9 protein-coding genes and 2 pseudogenes are annotated in these 20,098 nt (G+C 42.4%); 7 read left to right on the top strand and 4 right to left on the bottom strand.

The window, feature by feature from the left end:
* The first annotated feature begins 142 nt into the window (after positions 1-142).
* The 5 genes from H6G86_RS25530 (at position 143) to H6G86_RS25510 (ending at position 5,945) form a co-directional block, all read left to right on the top strand.
* On the top strand, positions 143-838 hold the full coding sequence (locus H6G86_RS25530) for a hypothetical protein (protein WP_190936654.1): 696 nt from the start codon (positions 143-145) through the stop codon (positions 836-838).
* 33 nt (positions 839-871) lie between these two features.
* The gene (gene pstS, locus H6G86_RS25525; protein WP_190936653.1) at positions 872-1,888 is read left to right on the top strand and encodes a phosphate ABC transporter substrate-binding protein PstS; all 1,017 of its coding nucleotides are present in this window, start codon (positions 872-874) and stop codon (positions 1,886-1,888) included.
* A gap of 43 nt (positions 1,889-1,931) precedes the next feature.
* On the top strand, positions 1,932-3,812 hold the full coding sequence (locus tag H6G86_RS25520) for an iron uptake porin (RefSeq protein WP_190936652.1): 1,881 nt from the start codon (positions 1,932-1,934) through the stop codon (positions 3,810-3,812).
* A gap of 338 nt (positions 3,813-4,150) precedes the next feature.
* The gene (gene gntB, locus H6G86_RS25515) at positions 4,151-5,125 is read left to right on the top strand and encodes a guanitoxin biosynthesis L-arginine gamma (S) hydroxylase (RefSeq protein WP_313931450.1); all 975 of its coding nucleotides are present in this window, start codon (positions 4,151-4,153) and stop codon (positions 5,123-5,125) included.
* A 154-nt stretch (positions 5,126-5,279) separates the two neighbouring features.
* Positions 5,280-5,945, top strand: a complete 666-nt coding sequence (locus tag H6G86_RS25510) for a class I SAM-dependent methyltransferase (RefSeq protein WP_190936650.1) — start codon at positions 5,280-5,282, stop codon at positions 5,943-5,945.
* 164 nt (positions 5,946-6,109) lie between these two features.
* Here H6G86_RS25510 and H6G86_RS25505 read toward each other — a convergent pair.
* Positions 6,110-6,922: pseudogene (locus tag H6G86_RS25505) on the bottom strand (IS5 family transposase).
* A 464-nt stretch (positions 6,923-7,386) separates the two neighbouring features.
* Here H6G86_RS25505 and H6G86_RS25500 point away from each other — a divergent pair.
* Positions 7,387-8,508 carry an aminotransferase class I/II-fold pyridoxal phosphate-dependent enzyme gene (locus H6G86_RS25500; RefSeq protein ID WP_190936649.1) on the top strand — a complete coding sequence of 374 codons (1,122 nt, stop codon included), beginning with the start codon at positions 7,387-7,389 and terminating at the stop codon, positions 8,506-8,508.
* 130 nt (positions 8,509-8,638) lie between these two features.
* A pseudogene (locus H6G86_RS25495) lies at positions 8,639-9,451 on the top strand (IS5 family transposase).
* Positions 9,452-9,637: 186 nt separating this feature from the next.
* Here H6G86_RS25495 and H6G86_RS25490 read toward each other — a convergent pair.
* The 3 genes from H6G86_RS25490 to H6G86_RS25480 form a co-directional block, all read right to left on the bottom strand.
* Entirely contained in the window at positions 9,638-10,849 is a 1,212-nt protein-coding gene (locus tag H6G86_RS25490) for a phytanoyl-CoA dioxygenase family protein (protein WP_190936648.1), read from the bottom strand.
* Between the two features lie 486 nt (positions 10,850-11,335).
* Positions 11,336-12,151, bottom strand: a complete 816-nt coding sequence (locus H6G86_RS25485) for a cupin-like domain-containing protein (protein WP_190936647.1) — start codon at positions 12,149-12,151, stop codon at positions 11,336-11,338.
* Positions 12,135-20,039 (bottom strand): non-ribosomal peptide synthetase, encoded by a 7,905-nt coding sequence (locus H6G86_RS25480; RefSeq protein WP_190936646.1) that lies wholly within the window; start codon positions 20,037-20,039, stop codon positions 12,135-12,137. The genes H6G86_RS25485 and H6G86_RS25480 overlap by 17 nt, the downstream gene beginning before the upstream one ends.
* Between the last annotated feature and the right edge of the window lie 59 nt (positions 20,040-20,098).

The following is a 20,098-nucleotide window of genomic DNA, read 5'->3' as shown; positions in this document are numbered from 1 at the left end:
CCGCAGTGGCTCCCAATTGTAAGCGCCGTGTAGACGGTGGGGTTTTAGACGCTTGTTCCCTTTGGTCACAGGCTTTAGGGCAGGAAGCAATATTCCCTTCTGCCTCCTGCCCTCTGCCTTTCTTGTTGAACTTTGAAAAATAATGAATAAGAAAAAACCAACTAAAAAAATGATGACTTTCTGCACAACTACTGCGGGGAAATTATTAACAATTACAGGAATAGCTATGCTCACTTCCTCTGTTTATTTGGGTGATGCTCAGGCTCAATCTCTCACTAATAGTAGAAGTTTATCTCCGAAGGCAGAAGGCAGAGGAGCCACTGAGAAAGCTCATAAAGCTTCCTGCCTCCTGCCGACGCTCGCGGACTCGCTACCGCTGCGCTATCCTGCCTCCTGCCTCTTGCCTCGTTTATTAATAGCCCAAAATCTAGGGGGAATAGTCCGAAAAATCCCCCTAGAAGAAGTAGCAGTTCCCGCAATGTCTTCAGCCAAGACAGCGACCAATGCTAAATTTAGCCAAGCCCGAATTGAATTGAAGTCAGATGGTTCTTTAATCTACATACTCAGAGGTCAAAACCAACAAGGCTTTGAAGTTGAAGTACAAGTTACTCCCATCGGCACTCTTATTCAAGTTGATGAGCAAATAGAGATGAGTGGAGTTCCGGAAATTGCTGTAAAATCTTTCAAAAAATGGGCACCAAATGACCCACTTATCAGCACTTGGCGGAGTACCCGTCTTGGCGAATTTTTCTATCAATTTGTCATTCGGGATTTTTGGTTAGAAATTGCTGCTGATGGTAATAAAGTCGTCATTTACCGAAAAAAAATCAATATTTAGAAGTAAAAATATGCAATTTGGCGACACAGAGCTATGAAGACATTCACAATCAGTAATTGGCAGAGAATTGTCGCTACCACACTAACTGCAACAACAATTACTTTCACTACTAATGCTGCTTCTGCTCAATTACTTAAGGGTGGTGGTGCGTCTTTTTCCGAACCTCTTTATCAACGCTATAGTGCAGAATACGAACGGGAAACAGGCGTTAAGTTTCAATACACGGCTATTGGCAGTGGTGGTGGTATTCGTTTGTTCATCAATAAAACTGTGGACTTCGCAGGTACTACTTTAATTCCTACCCCAATTGAGAAAAATCAAATGCAAGATGGGTTGTTGATCGTACCCACAGGGGGAGGGTCAATAGCCATTGTTTACAACCTTGAAGATGTCAGCGTAGATGTCAAGTTATCTCGTGAGCAACTGGCACAAATATTTACAGGTCAAATTGCCAATTGGAACCAAATTGATTCCCGTTTTCCTAATAAAAAGATTCAAGTTGTAGTTCAATCCGATAGTAGCGGTACCACCTTAACTCTGACTAAATACTTGCGAAAAATTACGGGTGGAAAGATAGAAGCTAGCCGGGAACCTAATTGGGGATTTCAGGTCTTCACTGCCCTGCCTCAAGATAGTGCAGTAGCTGGAGAAGTACGTAGAATTGATGGTGCAATTGGCTATGTTCAAACAAGCTTTGCTCGTCAGAACAATCTGCCTACAGCTAGGATTGAAAATCGGAAAGGTCGTTATGTGGAACCAAATTTGGCTGAGACGGAAAAAGCTCTAGCCAATATCAAGTTTAACGATGATTTTACGACTGAAGATATTGATGATCCAGAAGATGGCTATCCCTTGGTTAGTTTGAATTGGCTACTTTTTTATAACAAGTATCCCAACGAAACTCTTGTCCAAGCCAATAAGAATTTGTTGACATGGATTCTAACTAAGGGTCAAGGATTTAACCGAGAGTTAGGGTACACAATAATTCCCGAAGATGTAGCTAAGAAAGTGATTGAAACTGCCAAAAATGAATTGAGGATTCGTCCTTAGAAAAGGTTGTTTATCCATTTTTTTGTGGAAAAATGCAGAAATTATGAGCAAATTGAGTCTGCCATTGACGCTGACTTTATTAATCCTGGGTTGTAATTTATTAGTATTATTTCCGGTCTTGGCGCAAGCAAATCATACTAATACTTCAGTATCTGAAATTCCAACAACTGTAAACTTGTTAGAGAATCATAAGGTTAGTTCTGTTGGTGAATTAGCTCCTAATTCAACTGTTCAAGAAAACGGGGAACTCTTAACAGGGAACAGTGAGGTACAAGACCAGAGATTTTACCCCGAACTTTCACAACCGTCTATAAAGTCGGGAGTTTCTAGCACCTTAGAAAACCAAGTATTTTCTGGTAATAGAATTCCCTCAAAAACCTCTGATGATCATCTTAAAATTCCAGAAATTCCTACTAACCAATTACAGCCACCCCAACTATATAGCCAACCACCAGATGCGATGACGGAAGTTACCAGGGTTGAAGATTTACGAGATGTAAGTCCTGGGGATTGGGCTTATGAAGCACTGCGAAATTTGGTAGAAAAATATCGTTGCATTGTTGGTTCTGAAAAAGCTACTTTTGAAGGTAATCGAGCTATAAACCGTTATGAATTTGCGGCTGCTTTTAATACTTGCTTACTCAAGATGGGACGTATAATTTATAGCTTGGGTAATACATTCCCTAATCAAGAAGACTTAGCATCTGTAAAAAGACTACAAGCAGACTTTGCTACAGAATTGAAAACCCTCTCGACTAAATTAGATAACTTAGAACAGCGAGTAGCCTTTGTTAACGACCATCAGTTTAGTACTACTACAGTTCTTCGGGGGACTGTAGATTTTAATTTAATTAGTGCTTTTGGAGGACAGAAAGCTGCTGCTTCTGGGAGTAATCCTAGAGAAGACTTGAATGAAAATTCAACTTTATCAGCGCGAGTAAATCTCAATTTCGATACCAGTTTTACAGGTAAAGACCGATTACGGACTAACATTCGAGCTGGAAATGTTAGCAATTTTGGTAATAGTGTGACTGGAACAGATATGACTCGCCTGATTGGTGCTGTTAACACTGGTAATGATGTGAGGTTGGGTTCGTTATTTTATGAGTTTCCCATCGGAGGTACACGCGGTAAGGTAGCGATCGCATCTGTTGCTGACTTTCCCACTCGCATTTTTCCTGCTCTGAATCCTGTTGCTTCTATTTCTAATTTTGGTGCTGAAAGTCCTATCTATTCGTTTGCTTTTGGTACAGGTGCAGTAGTTTACTATAACTTCACGGATAAAATTGCCGCTGGTGTCAGTTATTTAACTACTTCTGGTAGCAATCCAGTTGAAGGACTATTTAGTGGTCAATCTACAGCCTTGGCTCAGATAACTTATACTCCATCAAATAAGTTAGCGATCGCTTTTACCTATGGTCACTACTACGCTTCAGCACCTAATGTAACTGGGAGTAAGGGTAGTAGATTTGCTCAGTTGCCTTTTGGAGGCAGTACGGCGACTTCCGCCAACGCTTATGGTTTACAGTCTACTTACAAGTTGAGCAATAAGTTGATTTTAGGCGGTTGGGTTAGCTATTTCAATGCTAGGGCTGAGTCTTCACCTAGCGTTAGTGGTTTAGATGGTTCAATTGGAGATAATGCTGATATCTGGAGTTGGGCAATTACTGCGGTGGTGCCAGATTTGGGTAAGTTAGGTAGTCAGTTAAATTTTGTTTTTGGTATGCCCCCGAAGGTGATAAGTAATGATATTTCTGCTCGTTTAGATAGGGATACTTCGATGCAGTTTGAGCTATCTTATCGCTATCCAGTGACTGATAGAGTTTCGATTACTCCGGGATTTTTGTTGATTACTAATCCTGAGCATAATGCTGCTAATGACAGTATTTGGATTGGATTATTGCGAACTACTTTTACATTTTAATGACAACCCATCTCCAGAATATCAAGAGCAATTTTGACAACTGATAGCCTAGGTCGAGTTGCTTGAGATAGTTATCCTGAGTAAGCTTCCTACTTTTCCTACTTTATTTATTGGTAAATAAGGATTAATATCTTTTACAAATGCCTTCAACAATCCCGTAAGATTGGACAATGTTTTTTAAATGACCAGCAAGCTTTTACAGAATTAGCATAAAAGAAATGACTTACAGGAGAATCACTCCAGTCTCCACTCATACGATGCCGTGGTACCTACTTAATGTGTAAAGAGCTAACGAATCTCTTGAATAATACATTACACAAGCTGAGAATTGAAAAGGAGTGACAGTGGAGTGTAAAATTTACCAGTTTGAGAATGAGATTTGCCAAAAAATATCTTTTTTATCAAAATTAGATAACTGGCATTGTTTTCTCGCTCTTCTAGAGGATTATATTATAGTTTTTTTGATGGCAGCGACTTGTTCTGTTTTCTGGTATTTTTACCCTTTGGCAGTTTTAATTATTGGCTCTCGCCAGCGTGCATTGGCGACGCTTCTTCACGAAGCCTCTCACAAAACTTTAGCCAAAAATAAACTTTTGAATTTTGTGATTGGTACTTTTTTTTCTGGCTACTTTATTTTACAAACAATGGGGTCTTATCGAGAATCTCATGTGCGGTTTCATCACGGGCATTTCAGCGATCCTGAACTAGATCCAGATTACAAATTCGCTATAGAATCAGGATGGTACTCTCGACCTCAATCTCCGGAAAAATTTGCGATCCACAACATAGTTTTACCATTTTTTTTGGCAAAAGTTCCCAGCTACTTGTACTTTTTAATCAATCATCGGCTCTTGGACAAGCGCAATCGTCAAGAGACGATTGTCATGATAGTTTATATAGGATTTATAGCATCTCTTTTCACAAGTTTCGGATTGGGTAAGTATATTTTTATGTTTTGGGTAGTTCCTTATTTAACTACCTTTCAAATCATTGGCTGGTTTATTGAGATGAGCGAACATTATCCGTTGATGAATAATAGCATTAATCTCTACAAGACTCGCAATCGTCATAGTCATTGGCTGGAAAAATTTTTGACGGGAATGCACAATGAAAGTTATCATCTTGTTCACCATTTAAATCCGGCAATTCCCTTCTGGAATGTTCCCAAAGCACATCATATTTATCTCCAGGATAAAAACTATGCTCAATTTGATCGCCAAGCAGGAGGAATATTTATTTCTGTCAATAATGCACCGAGTCTAATTCAATGCATGATGGTCACTCTTCGTTTCCAAAGAAAAAAAAATTTATAAATATGCCTATGTGAGTTGGAAGGAGAAGAGGCGGCGTTAACCGCATAACTGCGGCACAGCTTGGAGCAAGCACAGGGGCATTCAGATTAGCTTGACAAAACCCATCCTGGAAAATTGTTCAAAATTTTAAGACCACCCGAATCGAGGAAATAAAATGATTGACCCACAGACTCGTATTTCCCAAATTAAAGCCGCTGGAAAATACCTTCCTAAACATATCGGTGAATGGAGAAATGCACAAGCTACATTTACTGAGGAGAAACTGGAAATATTTGGACATCCAGTGATGGAAAAATGGGAAGCTCCTTACATGAAAGAACTTGCTAACATTGTTACTTTTAATGGGGGGAAGATCCTTGAGGTTGGGTTTGGCCTGGGAATCTCGGCTAGATACATACAGGAACATGAAATAGAGGAGCATATTATCATTGAAGCCAACGCTGAAGTCTTTGTAAAACTTGAAGAGTTCGCGCAACAGGCTAAACATAAAGTCACACCAATATTTGGCTTTTGGCAAGATGTTGTAGATTCGTTACCAAATGATAGCTTCGACGGAATTTTATTCGACAGTGTCGCAACAACAGAAGATGAAGTAATAGTGTATCGTTATTCCTTTTTTGAACAGGCGTATCTTCTTCTTAAAAAAGGAGGTATTTTTACTCATTACACGGGTGAAATTGATATTAAACCTGATTACCGCCAACTCCTAAATAAAGCAGGTTTCTTCAACATTAGCGGCACTCTTTGCTCGGTGAACCCACCAAAAGATTGCGTATATTGGAACGAGCCAGTCATACTTGCCCCAATCATAATCAAATAAAGCCACCAACTTGAAAGATTAATAACCCTTTTCCATCACTCTAGGCAGAGTAAAATAAAGGTAAAACTCTGAAGTGGAGGCTGGAACTATGACACAGCCTAGAATTCCTGATACTACAGTCACCTTTAGAGGATGTCTGAAAAGTTTTTGAGAGGTAATTTTAATCACGCAAGTTGTTTGAGCATCAGACGAATCATCGCAACGTAAACAAAGGTTTCTGTCGTTTCCGGTAAGATTTCATAATCTTTACTTAATCGCCGACACCAATTAAACCAACCAAAAGTTCTCTCAACAAGCCAGCGTTTGGGTAATACAACAAAACCCTTCTGTTCTTCGTGGCGGGTGACAACACTTACAATCCATCGATAGATATCAATCACCCAATGCTGAAAACCCTTACCACGATAGCCGCCATCAACCCAAATTGTGATTAAACGACCCAAGCGATGCCTACGGCGGGCTACGCCTACGCGCACTTGATCGAGTTTGGAAAAAACTAGTTTGGCACCTGCTTGCTCGCTAACATTGGCAGCAGTGATGACAACAACGATGAGTAAACCAAGTGTATCAACAAGTATATGGCGTTTTCGTCCCTTAATCTTTTTGCAGAGTCATAACCAACTTCTTGTGATACCATTGTTGCTGTTTCAATGCTTTGGCTGTCCATAATTGCCTCGCTGGGGGATGCTTCTCGGTTTTGACTTACCCTTACCCATAAACGTAACCCAAGAGTGAATTTCAAACCATGTTCCATCTTTTCGCCATTGCTGGAAGTAATGATACACAGTTTTCCACTTGGGAAAGTCATTTGGCAGCATTCGCCATGCACAACCTGCACACAAGATGTAGAAGATGGCGTTAACGATCGCCTGCATATCAACACTACGTTTTCGACCACCTGTTTTTGGCGCAGGAATTAGCCCTGATAGTAGTTCCCACTGCTCAGAAGTCAGATTACTTGGGTACGATGGATTCATGGCTCTCGTAACTCTGTCATACTTAAGTATTTTTTCTAATTACAGGATACAGTTACGTGGGCTTTCTTACTTTTCAGACATCCTCTTAATTCTCCAACCATACATTTATTATTGTTTACTTAAACCTTGGATACAACTGTTTAATAATCGGCATTTACAAATTGGTTTTCAATGGCTAATTCACATTATGAATGAGTTCATTGGTTTTATTTTTTCTTATGGACAATCCGAGGATTTATCTTTTTTATCTGCCTAGAGTGATGGAAAAGGGTTATGCTCCTTAAGCCTGGTATTGAGACCCTCGCTATTCACGCAGGACACCCGCTAGACCTCAGCATGGCTGTGGGTGATCGCCCACCCCAAATTCTGCCTGTTTCACACCACTGATACTCGTAAAGAGTGCAGAATTAGAAACACAAGGCATGCCTCAAAAAGTTCTACGTTTTTAGCAGCAGTCAATTGAAATGAAAATAGTACCCTCTTTATTAGAAACCTGGTTACTTAAGTATCAAGATGCTCCCTACAATCTTGGGGAAAGTGGTGTCACAAATCTGTCGGTCGGTGAGCTAATGAGTCTAAGTGGTTGTTCTCCAGAAGAGTTATACCAACTTAGTTTGTCGAATAACGATACCTATGGTTCACTAGGGTTAAGAAAAGCGATCGCCTCAGTTTATGAAAACGTTAGCCCTAAAGATATTTTAGTCACCGCAGGAACCACAGAAGCCATTCTTATTTATTATCACGTTCGCTATGAACCTGGAGCTAATGTAGTGGTTCCTGTTCCAGCTTTTCATATCTTGTATGAAATTCCCAAATACCTGGGTTATGAAGTCCGTTACTTACCTTTGCGACGGGAAGAACAATTCCGACCAAATTTAGTCGAATTAGCAAAATTAGTAGACGATAAAACTAAAGTCATTGTCTTAAATAGTCCCCATAATCCTACAGGAGTTGTCTATTCTCCTGAAGAAATACAAGGATTTATCGAACTGGCACAAAACTATCAGGCCGAAATCCTAGCTGATGAGCATTATCGCTTCTTACCCCATCAACAAGAAATAGATTTTATTCCCTCATTATTTGGTAAGTCTCCTTCCATTGTTGCTTTAGGGTCAACTGGCAAGTGTTTTGGATCTATCGGCTTGCGAATTGGTTGGTTAATTGGCTCACCGGAAATTCTCAAAGCCTGCCATGATTTTAAAGATTACACGACTCATACAGTGTGCCCGATTAATGATATGCTGGTTAAAAATTCATTGTTAAATTGGCAAAAAAATCTGCCCAAATATCGAGGATGGATTGTGAAAAATGCCACTTTCTTGCGCGAATTGATTGAGCGAAATCATGACCTTATGGATTGGATTCAACCTGAAGCGGGAACGGTCGCTTTTCCATTTTTGAAAACTCTCAATAGTCAATATTTTGCTTACCAATTAGTGCAAGAAACTGGAGTATTGGTATTACCAGGAGAAGCGTTAGATCGTCCGGGTCATTTTCGCATCGCTTTGGGCGTTGAACCCGATCGTTTTCAGAAGGCAATCGACGAAATTGAACGCTGCCTTCAAACTTATTCCTCATCTAACTAACTTATGATAAACGCAAGCAGCTAGTGAACTAGGGTTAAACTAAGAGGCTGTTTGAAAAGTCAGAGAAATGGTAAAAAAGCTCTCTCAGTATACGCTGTGAATAGATCGTAGACAGCACTGAGAGAGCAACATGAGTAAAGCATACCCCAGCAATCTAACCCCCGCCCAATATGAATTTCTGAGTGACATGATTCCAGAACCAAAACCCGGTGGTCGCAAGCGTGAAGTTGATATGTGGGAAGTCTTGAACGCAATTTTCTATGTTCTAGTAGAAGGAGTTAGATGGCGATGCCTACGGCGGGCTATGCCTACGCTACCGGGTGACTTTCCTGTCTAGCAGACGGTATATAGCTATTTTCGCAAATGGCGCAAAGACGGAACGTGGCTGAAAATTCACGATAATCTCCGGCAGTGGATACGGATTGAGCAGGAGCGCCATCGAAGTCCATCGGAAGCGATCATCGACAGTCAAAGCGTCAAGAGTGCAGCGATGGTGAGTCAATTGATCGGCTTTGATGCAGGAAAAAAAATCAAGGGACGGAAGCGATTTATGACGGTCGATACCTTGGGGTTAGTCTTGCGGGTGTTGGTCACGGCGGCCAATATGGGTGAGCCAGAAGGAGGAAAACAAGTTCTTAAACGAGTGAAACACTCTACTGAGCAGGTATCTCGTTCGACTATCCTCTGGGTGGATGGTGGCTTTGATGGTGGGCCGTTTATGCAGTGGGTGATGAATTTTTGCCGTTGGATTGTGCAGGTGGTGTTGCGTCCGGAGCAGACCAAGGGCTTTGTCTTGCTCAAAAAACGTTGGGTGGTTGAGCGCACTTTTGGTTGGCTCATGGGGTGTCGGCGGTTGGTCAGAGACTATGAGTTGTTGCCCGAAACATCAGAGACGTTTATTTACCTTGCCATGATCCGGATCATGGTGAGACGATTGGCATAAAATTTTACTCCTCAAAACTTTTCAAACAGCCTCTAAGCGATAGAGCCAACGAAACTTCTCCGTGTGGGAGTAAGTTCCGTTTATAGCTTGAGTTTGGATAAATAATGATACCTACGGTTCTCTGGGGTTGAGAAAGGCGATCGCAGCCTGAGAGCCGTTTATGTACTCAGGCATTGATATCATCTCCTACTTAGTTGAATCAGAGGCAAGCTTCTTTTCCAATTTTTCTGTGTATCTGTTGTATCCAAAACTATCTTCACCTCTGAGCAGAACTGCTCTCCACTTATCCAATTTAATGTTTACCTTTGCGTACTTGCTACAATAAAATTCTTCTAACATTTTCTTGGTATAAATACGAGTGCTAGTTGTGGCAATCCGTCCATTCAATCCCCATCGTGATTTATTAGTCTTATTTTCGACGGAACCGTGAATCACTCGCTCAGTAAACAGAAAAAACTGCCCAGCTTTCATTTCGATGTAATGCGGTTGTGGCAACTCGCCTGGGTAATCAATTTTGGAATCCCGATTACCATAAAGATTATTCATCCAATCCTGGGTAACTTCCCCTAAGTTGATGGGATAAATCTCCTTATGAGTTCCTGAGAAAATCGTCATACAGCCATTCTCTTTGTTAGCATCGGTTAAAGCAATCCAGCAGGTTAATTGATAAAGAGATTCATTGTCTTCTGGAGTTATCAGCGATTCTTGCTCATTTTCTAAAAATCTGCTGGCTTGATGCAATTTTGTTGCCAAACCGGGCAGAATTTCAAAAAATCTAGTTCTCCACAAAAGAAGATCGGGTCCTAAAATTTGAGCCGCTCGTTCAGTAATCGCAGGATGATTAAACAGATTTAATAATTGCTCATCATCTAAATGACGATTCACCTGATTCATCGCATTGGGAAGATGTTTTTTATAGTCCTCCGTTATTTCTTTACTCCAAGGTGTCAATGAATAATCTTTCCTAGTCGTATCAAGTTCATAATCTCCGGCAGTCAAAGAGAAACATTTTGATTCAGTTTTCACTAATGAATTGATAAGATATTGCCTCAAATACTCTATATCCTCTGAAGACACTAAATCGAATGGTCCGACATAGCCATTCTTATAGAAACCAAGAATCTGTTCCTCAGTGAGCTGAAATTCGGGGGCAACTGATACTATAGGTTTGTAAGATTTCGGTTCTTTCAATCGGCAACAGTAATCAAAGTACACTGTTTTTCCGCCGGATTTAAAAGCTACCCAGAACATCTGATTATTCCAGGCAGTCGGTAATTGTTCTCTCAATGTTTCTGGCAACCAACCATGAACAAAACTGAGTTTTGCCAGGATATAAAAGAAAGCCAGTTTAAGAGAAAACTTCCAATCAAATAAGGAAGAACTTGTTGTCGTTGCCATGTATAAATCTCCTAGATTTTCTAGATATTGTTGACATTCCACATTTATTTATGACATAGGCATAGCCAATCCTGCTTTCTTTGTTGATTTCATTACTCTGTCGATAGCCTTGTTTAATCAAATGCAGTATCATCAAAGTCTTGAAGCACAGAATGTAGGGATTAGCAAAGGCAAATTTCAGCTTAAAGCTTGTTCGAGATCCCAAATCAGCGTTCAAATAGTTCATCCAGAATTTGGGGACATAACGCTTTCTCTAAAAGCCCACGAACCATCACGGAAACTGGACTTTCTTTTATAAATCGCTCAAACACCTGCCCTAGCAACATTTCTATTCTCCACCCAACAGAGTTTCACCTCTTTTGAGCAAACTACAAATCAAGCCATTACACAACACCTTGAAAGGGCTAGTCCTATGTAATTAATTTTTATCGAGGAAAGGCAGAAGGTGTCACTCTACCCCGCTTGCTACTTTCTCCCCAAATTAAGTTACAGGTTCAAACTCCTAAACTTTCTGTCCATTGAAGTAAGGGTAGAACTTAGCAACACACGTGGCTTGGTTATAGTCTTTTTCCTTCCAGCGAACCACCAGTAGTTTACATTTATGTTGAGATCATCTATGTAATGTACCTCGTGCCACCAACAAAATGGAATGTATATCGCTTCTCCTTGATGCAGTGTGACCTCAATACACTGTTGCATTATAGTTTGCTTTTCAGGAGAGGGAATAGAATCAATCAAATTATAGTGAGACAAATGACCCTGAAATGAAAATGGTGATCTTGCGCGCATTCCTTTAACGTTTGGAGGGATCAAGAAGAACTTTTTTCTCCCTTTAAGTTGAACATTAAGGTTCTCAACTTGATCAAAGTGTATTCTTGTGATACAACCCTTACCTCCAACCCAAATGTTTGTTTCACAAGGTTTACTTAAAGATGTTATGCCATAACTTTCAGGTATTCTAACTTGTTCAGCTAGTTTCGGATAAGGATCTACTCTGATTCCCGCATATTGATAGCGAGTAGGATATTGCTCAATTATGCTTAGATAATCCGACATTCGCATCATGCTCGTCTTGGGATTGTCACTCCTGCCACTGAAAGTGCCATCGCTTTGTGATTCCATTAAGGTTAGAGTTGCATTATCCATAAGCTCAGAAAGGTTTTCTCCATCCCATTGATATGCGTTAATAAAATCCAGTTCTGTAATAATAATTGGTTGATTAGCTCGACTAAAACGATTAAATTGCTGAACAAAAGAAATCCAGTCAATTTTCAAAGGTTTAATTTTACCGTTTTGAGTCAAGTGAGCCTCCTTTAATAAATCTCATAATGTAATTCTGAATCATTGAATGAATTTCTTGGCGGCTAAAATACGTTTTATCGTATTCCACGCGTAGGGTTGCATTTCCTTCAATTGGCGACATTGACACAGCATAATTTAAAGGAAAATTGAATTTGTCATGAGACCTTCTAGCCTTCACCTTCAATCCAGTTTCAGCGTTTATATTTTTGGCATTATGGAAATTCACGAAATTAAACGTAGCGAAAAATAACTCCGGTTTGTGTTGGTCGGCTAAAATTTGCAGAAGTGGATACCTAATATAGGGTTCGATATCAATTAGAGATTGCTGCACATTTTTAATTTGTACCTCTTTATCTTCTATAACTTGTTGACAGAGGGGAGCAATATTCCAGAACAAACCCAAAGCTCCAAACGGGTCAGATAATCTTTCTGTCCGACCATTTGAGATAACTCCTACACAAACGCTGTTTGATTTCATCACATTACTAATCAGGTCAAGGTAGGTACTTAGGAAAAGTGCTTTTGGTGAAACTCCCAATTTTCGACACAAATCCCGTAAATCAGCAATGACTTCTGGGTCAAAGTTGTATTCTTCAGTAACAGATTCCACTTGCTCCACTGAAGTGGTTAATGGTTTCAAGGGTTTATATGTATGGTCTTTCAGGTGAAGCTTCCAGAAATTTGATGCGTCTAGTGAACCAATAATCTCTTTCTCTAAAGCAACAAATTCTTTATACACATTGGCAACAGGGACTACTGTTATTTCTTCTCCTTTCTTGAGAGCAGAATAGATTTCGTACAGTTCGTTGTGAAATTCAATATTACTCCAGCCATCTGTAATTGCATGATGAATTGACATCAAGAATTCAAACCTATTCTCGGCTTTCTGGAAAATTCCGAAGCGAAAAAGTGGTTCATTGGGATTTTCAACGTCAAACAAGTTCTGCCTGTCTTGCTTCATCACTGCATCAATATAATTTGACTGCTCCTCCGATTTAATGTGGCTAATGTCTTGCTCATTGATGGAAAATCTTAGATTCTTTTTGACTACCTGAACCGCTGGAGTCCCGTTCTGAATAATAAATACGGTTCTCAAAGCCGGATGTTTTTGTACGCTTATTTCTAGAGCTTTCTTAAAGGCATTCAACTCAAGGCTTTCATCATATATATCGTAGGAGATCTGACAATGGTAAACCCCCATTTTTTGAGGGTCATTCACGTAATGATGCAACATAAACTCTTGCATTTTGGCAAGAGGATATGCCGATTCTGTATCTAAGGGAAGTAACTCAGAGATTCCCTCTGGAAGTTCTAATAAATGTAGGGGTAGAGGAACGTTATTTTCTCGACGCTGGTCATTATCTATTGGTTGAGCAAGGTGATTAATTGTCTGATTTTCAAACACATCAGGTGTATAGTTCCCTGCATCAGCAGATAAACAATGAGCAATTAACGTTCGCAATGCTTGAGCAAAATCTTGGGCTAGACTTTCAATTGTGGCAGGGGAGTGAAAGTTTTCGCTGTATGTCCATTCCAGTTGTAACTGGTTTTCTACTACAAGTCCGTTAATCTCTAGCAAATGACTGCGGTGTCCTAGCTGGCTGTGTCCAGAACCAACTGATTCAGAGGCTAATTTAACGAAAGAATCGGATTGCATTCCCCAATCAAATTGCCCCAGGTAGTTGAAACTTACCTCAGCTTGTGGTATGGAAGAGAGCTGAGAGGTAATTGAAGCATCCCCACTCAAATAGCGCAGCAAACCGTAGCCGATGCCTCGGTTGGGCATAGCACGAAGTTGTTCTTTAATAAAATTGATTGCATCTCCTAAATTTTCTGTTGCTTTTAGTTCTAAAAGCACGGGGAAGATAGTAGTAAACCAACCAACTGTGCGGGATATGTCTACATCTGGTAATATTTCTTCTCGTCCGTGACCTTCTAAGTCAATAAGAACTGAGTTACACCCACTCCAAGTCGCCAATACCTGCACTAAAGCTGTTAGCAATATGTCATTGATTTGGGTATGGTAAGCTTTATGAATTTCTTGGAGTAGGGCGCGAGTTTCTTCTTCGTTGAGGGATACTTTTACACTACGGGCTGAGGCTTCCGTGTTAGCTCCCTGGTTACAGTCTACTGGGAAACAGGTGATTTTTGAGGTGGAAATGTTTGACCAATAAGTTAATTCTTTTGTAGCGGTTGGCGACTGGGCGTATTCGGTTAGTTTTTCTGCCCAGTGTTTGAAAGAGGTGGTTTTGGCAGGAAGTTGAATGGGTTTACCTGATTCGAGTTGTTGGTAAGCTGTCTGTAAATCTTCGAGTAAAATTCGCCAGGAAACTCCATCGACGGCTAAGTGGTGGATGACTAGCAACAAGCGAGAAGGTTTTTGAGTTCCTAGATGGAAAAGTGCAACTCGCAGGAGTGTGCCTGAGTTGAGGTTTAAGCTGGCTTGCAATTGGGAAGATGTAAATTCAATTGTTTGGGAGAGTGTTCCTTCTTGTAATGTGGATAAATCTATGAGGGAGAAAGGTACAGTCTCATCGGGTAGGGCGTTAAATTGCTGCCAACAAGCTTCTGATTGATTAAAGCGCAAGCGTAGGGCGTCGTGATGGAGTAATAATTGTTGCAAGGCTTGCTGTAACAGGTCGGGGTTTAGAGTTGGTGAGACTTCTAGTAGAAAGGCTTGGTTGAAGTGGTTCGGTTCGGGGAGATTTTGTGCAAAGAACCAGTGCTGGATGGGTGTGAGTGGTAATGACCCAGTTACTAAACCTTGTTCGGCTTTTCTAGTTTCTGTTGTCGTTGCAACGGCGGCTAATTCGGCAATTGTTTGATGTTGGAAGATTTGTTTGGGAGTGAGTAACAGACCTGCAATATTCGCTTTATAAATAATCTGAATGCTGAGAATAGAATCTCCGCCTAGTTCAAAGAAGTTGTCGTGGATGCTAAGAATCTCTCGGTGGAAAACCTCGCGCCAGATTTGGGCTAGTATTTCTTCAAACCTTGTACGAGGTGCTACTAAATCTGCTTGTAGTTCCTGACGTGCTGTATCGGGTGTTGGTAGCGCTTTTCGGTCTACCTTGCCGTTGGGGGTTAGTGGCAGGGCATCCAACATCATGAACGCTCCTGGTATCATGTAATCGGGCAGTTTCTCCTTGAGAAAACTTCGCAGGTCGCTGCTAGCGATCGCGGACTCGTGATTAGGGACAATGTAAGCTACCAGATATTTGTGACCTGGAACATCTTCTCGTGCGACAATTAAGGACTGTTGCACCGCTGGGTGACAGGCGATCACTGCCTCAATTTCCCCTAGTTCGATGCGGAAGCCGCGAATCTTCACCTGGTTGTCGATGCGACCGAGAAACTCGATGTTGCCGTCTCTTAGGTAACGGGCTTTATCGCCAGTTTTGTAGAGGCGAGAACCCGGCTCATTGCTAAAGGGATTGGAGATAAATTTTTCGTCGGTTAAATCGGGACGGTTGAGGTAGCCCCGCGCCAGTCCATCACCACCGATGTACAATTCTCCGGGAACACCTACTGCTACGGGCTGCTTCTGAGCATCGAGCAGAAAACAGCGCGTATTGGAGATGGGGCGACCGATGGGAATGCTTGTATCCCCTGCTGGAACATCCTGTATCAAGTACCAGGTGGTGAATGTTGTACTTTCTGTAGGTCCATAAACATGAAGCAGCCGCTGCGGTGGTCCATTCTTCAGCACTTCTTTGACCCACCTAGTATCGACCGCCTCTCCTCCAAATAGAAGGTGTTGTACCGAACGGAAAGCCGACGGAACAACACTTGCCATTTGATTGAATAAGGCAGTCGTCAAAAACAACACGCTGATTTCTTGTTTTTGAATGAACTCTGCAAAGTCATTGGGTGAAAGAACCACATCCTTGGAAACCCCAATGAGCTTTGCCCCATGAAGTAGCGCTCCCCAAATCTCGAAAGTGACAGCATCGAAGGAAAAGTTTGACGCGAAAGCAACTACCTCAGTAGATTGTAAATTGATGTAATTCGTATTAAGTACCAAGCGGTTTACTGCTCGGTGAGGAACAGTAACCCCTTTAGGCTTTCCAGTTGAGCCAGAGGTGTAAATGATATACGCTAGGTTATCGGGCGTCACGTCGCTCGTGGGGTTTGACTTCACCTGGTCGGCAATTTCTGACCAGTCAAAATCCAAACAGACGATACGGGCAGAGTCTTGGGGAAGCTTCTCGACCAGATGTACCTGAGTTAGCAGCACTGGCACTGAGGCATCTTTCAGCATATAAGCCAAGCGCTCAGACGGGTAAGCTGGGTCGAAGGACACATACGCTCCACCAGCTTTGAGGATGCCAAGCAATCCCATTACCATTTCTAGCGATCGCTCTACACAAATCCCTACTAAAACTTCTGGTCCCACGCCCATAGTTCTCAAGTGATGTGCTATTTTGTTCGCCTGTTGGTTTAGCTCTCGGTAGGTCAACTGTTTATCTTCAAAAACCACCGCAATGGCATCAGGCGATCGCTCTACCTGTTCCTCAAACAACTGATGGATACACTTATCTTTGGGATACTCCCGCTGAGTCTTATTCCACTCCACCAACAATTGATGTTGCTGGGCTGCCGTCAGCAGAGGTAATTCTGAAACTCGATGTTCCTGGTTCGCAACAATACCCTCTAGCAAAGTTTGATAGTGTTCTACCATTCGCTCGATTGTAGCGGCATCAAATAAATCAGTGTTGTACTCCCACAAAACTGTTATTCCCTTCTCTCCCGTTTCAGAACTGCGCCCGACACGTTGCTCGGAACGCGGGATAACAATTATATTTAGATCAAACTTTGCCGATTTGTTGCTGACATTTTCATCCAGGCTTATGTTCAAACCTGGGAGGTTCAATTCCGGCAGGGGAGCATTATGGAAGTTGAACGCTACCTGATACAGTGGATTATAACTTAAATTCCTTACTGGCTTCAGAGCCTCCACCACCTTATCGAAGGGTAAGTCCTCGTTGGTATAGGCTTCCAGAGTACAGGAGCGCACTCGACCAAGTAGCTCGCGAAACGTGGGGTTGCCAGACAGATCGGTGCGTAAAACAATAGTATTGACAATCATGCCAATTAACCCCTCTGTCTCGCGCTTCCGCCGATTAGCAACACCAGACCCCACGCTGAGGTCGTCTTGCCCAGTATAGCGGTGCAACAGAATCAGAAAAGCTGCGAACATCGTCATGAACAGGGTGCTCCCCTCTTGACGGTTTAGAACTCTGAGGGATTCACACAAGCTAATGGGAAGCTCTATCCTCAGTAGAGATCCATGATAACTTTGCTCTACAGGTCGCGGGCGATCGTAGGGTAATTTCAGGAGGGGCAAACTACCGGACAACTTCTGCTTCCAATAATTTAGTTGAGCTTGGGCTTCCTGGCTTTTGACCCATTCTCGTTGCCAATGGGCAAAGTCCACGAACTGGAGTGGCGGTTCAGGAAGCGGTGAAGGATTCCCCAAAGAAAACGCTTGATAAAGTTCTAGCAACTCACCCAGGAACACGTTAAAAGACCAACCATCATGAAGCATGTGATGCTCGACGTGGATCAACATATGTTCTTGGTCGCTTAATCTCAACAAAACCCACCTGATTAATGGCAGTTGATTCAAATTGAATGGCTTTTGAACTTCCTCATCAATCAGTCGCTGAGCTTCTGTTGAGCGCTCAGATTCAGGGAATGTCTGGAGGTCTACCACAGGTAGGATAATCGGTAGGGCTTGATGAACCACCTGAACTAGCCGTCCATCAACCGCAGGAAAAGTAGTTCGGAATATTTCATGGCGCCGCACAATCTCGCTGAGGCTCTGTTGTAGTGCCGTTACATCAAGCTTGCCCTTAAATCGGAGTGTTTCTTGGAATTGGTAGGCGCTATTGCCCTGAGCTAATTGCTCAATGAAGTACACTCGCTCTTGGGCAAAGGATGTAGGCAGGTTGCCATGACGTGGCATTGGCTGAATGGAAGGAAGTGGCAACTGCTGCTCTATACAGCTTTCCTCTTCGATAGGCTTGGCAAAGTTGGCTATGGTAGGGCTTTCAAAGATGCTCTGAAAGGGTAGCTCTACTTGTAAAACATCGCGTACACGGCTCAGGAGCTGAATTGCTGTAAGGGAATGACCACCGAGATGGAAGAAATTGTCATTGACTCCGAGATGCTCGATACCGAGTACCTCAGCCCAGATTTTTGCTAGCTTCTCCTCAATAGGAGTATTGGGTGCCACAAAAGTTTCTTCCAGTTCAGAGCGCGTGTTCAAGGGCGCGGGAAGTGCCCGACGGTCTACTTTGCCATTGAGGGTCAGGGGCAGAGCGTCTAGCCTGACGAAAGCTGTAGGCACCATGTATGAAGGCAACTTCTCCTTGAGAAAGTGGCGCAATTCACCAATTGTGGGTTGCTTTAGGTTGGGGACAAAATATGCCACAAGGCGTTTGTCGCCTGGGATATCTTCGCGGGCAATCACTGCTGCCTCGCGTACATCAGAGTGTTGACTCAGTGCTGCCTCAATTTCTCCTGGTTCGATGCGGAAGCCGCGAATCTTAACCTGATTGTCGATGCGCCCTAAAAACTCTATATTACCGTCGCTTAAGTAACGTGCTTTATCGCCTGTTTTGTACAGGCGCTCACCTGGTTCATTGCTAAAGGGATTGGGGATGAATTTCTCTGCTGTTACTTCTGGGCGACCCAGATAACCGCGAGCCAAGCCTAAACCACCAATGTGCAATTCCCCTGGAACACCAATTGGGACAGGTTGGAGGTGATGGTTTAGAATATACGTAGTAAGATTCCCGATGGGGGTTCCGATGGGTACACAAGTAGCAATAGGATTCTTGACTATGAACTCGGACAAGTCATAGTAAGTAGCCACGGCTGTTGTTTCCGTTGGTCCGTAGCCATTGAGCAATTGCGGAGGATTTGCCAGTCCCTTCACACAACGTTGCCACAGCTTTAAGGTTTCTGGCAAGACGGCATCTCCCCCAACAGACACAACCCGCAATGATTCTGGAAGTGTCTGTTCTGCCTCTGCCAGTTCCACCATCACCTGATGCCAGTGGGATGTCGGCCAATCCATCATTGTTACTTCCCACTCGCGGCATCGTTGCACAAATCTGCTGCCAGACACTAGCATATCGTCTGTCCGTAGAACAAGTGTTGCACCCACACTCAGGCAAGGAAAAATTTCTACCACAGCCCAATCAAAGGCAATGGAAGCAAACTGGAGAACACGGTCTTTTTGTGTAATGTTGTATATCGCTCTGACAGACTCAGTAAAATTGACAATAGACAGATGCTCTATCATCACTCCTTTTGGCTTTCCTGTAGTCCCAGAAGTATAAATAATATAAGCCAAGTTACTAGGTTTAACTTCGGTGAGTGGATTTTCTTCACAATGATCGCCGATATTGAGCCAGTCGCTATCCAAGTATATTACCCGTGCTGCATTCACAGGCAATGACGATGCCAATTTTTCCTGAGTTAGCAGCACCTTAACCTGAGAATCACTCAACATATAAGCCAAGCGCTCAGAAGGATAGGCTGGATCTAGGGGCACATAAGCACCACCCGCTTTGAGAATTCCTAACAATCCTACGATCATCTCTAGGGAGCGATCGACACAGATGCCTACCAGCACATCGGGTTTCACGCCCAGTTTTTGCAAGTAACGTGCTAACTGATTCGCCCGTGTATTCAACTGACTGTAGGTGAGTTGTTTGTCTTCAAATACTACTGCTACTGCATCCGGTGTGAGTTCCACTTGGGCTTCAAACAGTTGGTGGATACATTTATCCCGGGGATAATCAACAAGAGTGTTATTCCACTCCACTAATAGCTGATGGCGTTCAGCTTCAGTTACCAGAGTTAGGGAGTCGCTCATTACACGTAAATGCTCGAACATAAATGAAGAATCTTTCCTAATGACTACAGTCTAGTTAT

Origin of the sequence: Nostoc sp. FACHB-133 (genome assembly GCF_014698055.1) — a bacterium.
In the GTDB taxonomy this organism is placed as follows: Bacteria; Cyanobacteriota; Cyanobacteriia; order Cyanobacteriales; family Nostocaceae; genus Nostoc.
Note: the sequence above shows the minus strand (reverse complement) of the source record. Positions and strands in the feature narration are given on the sequence as shown.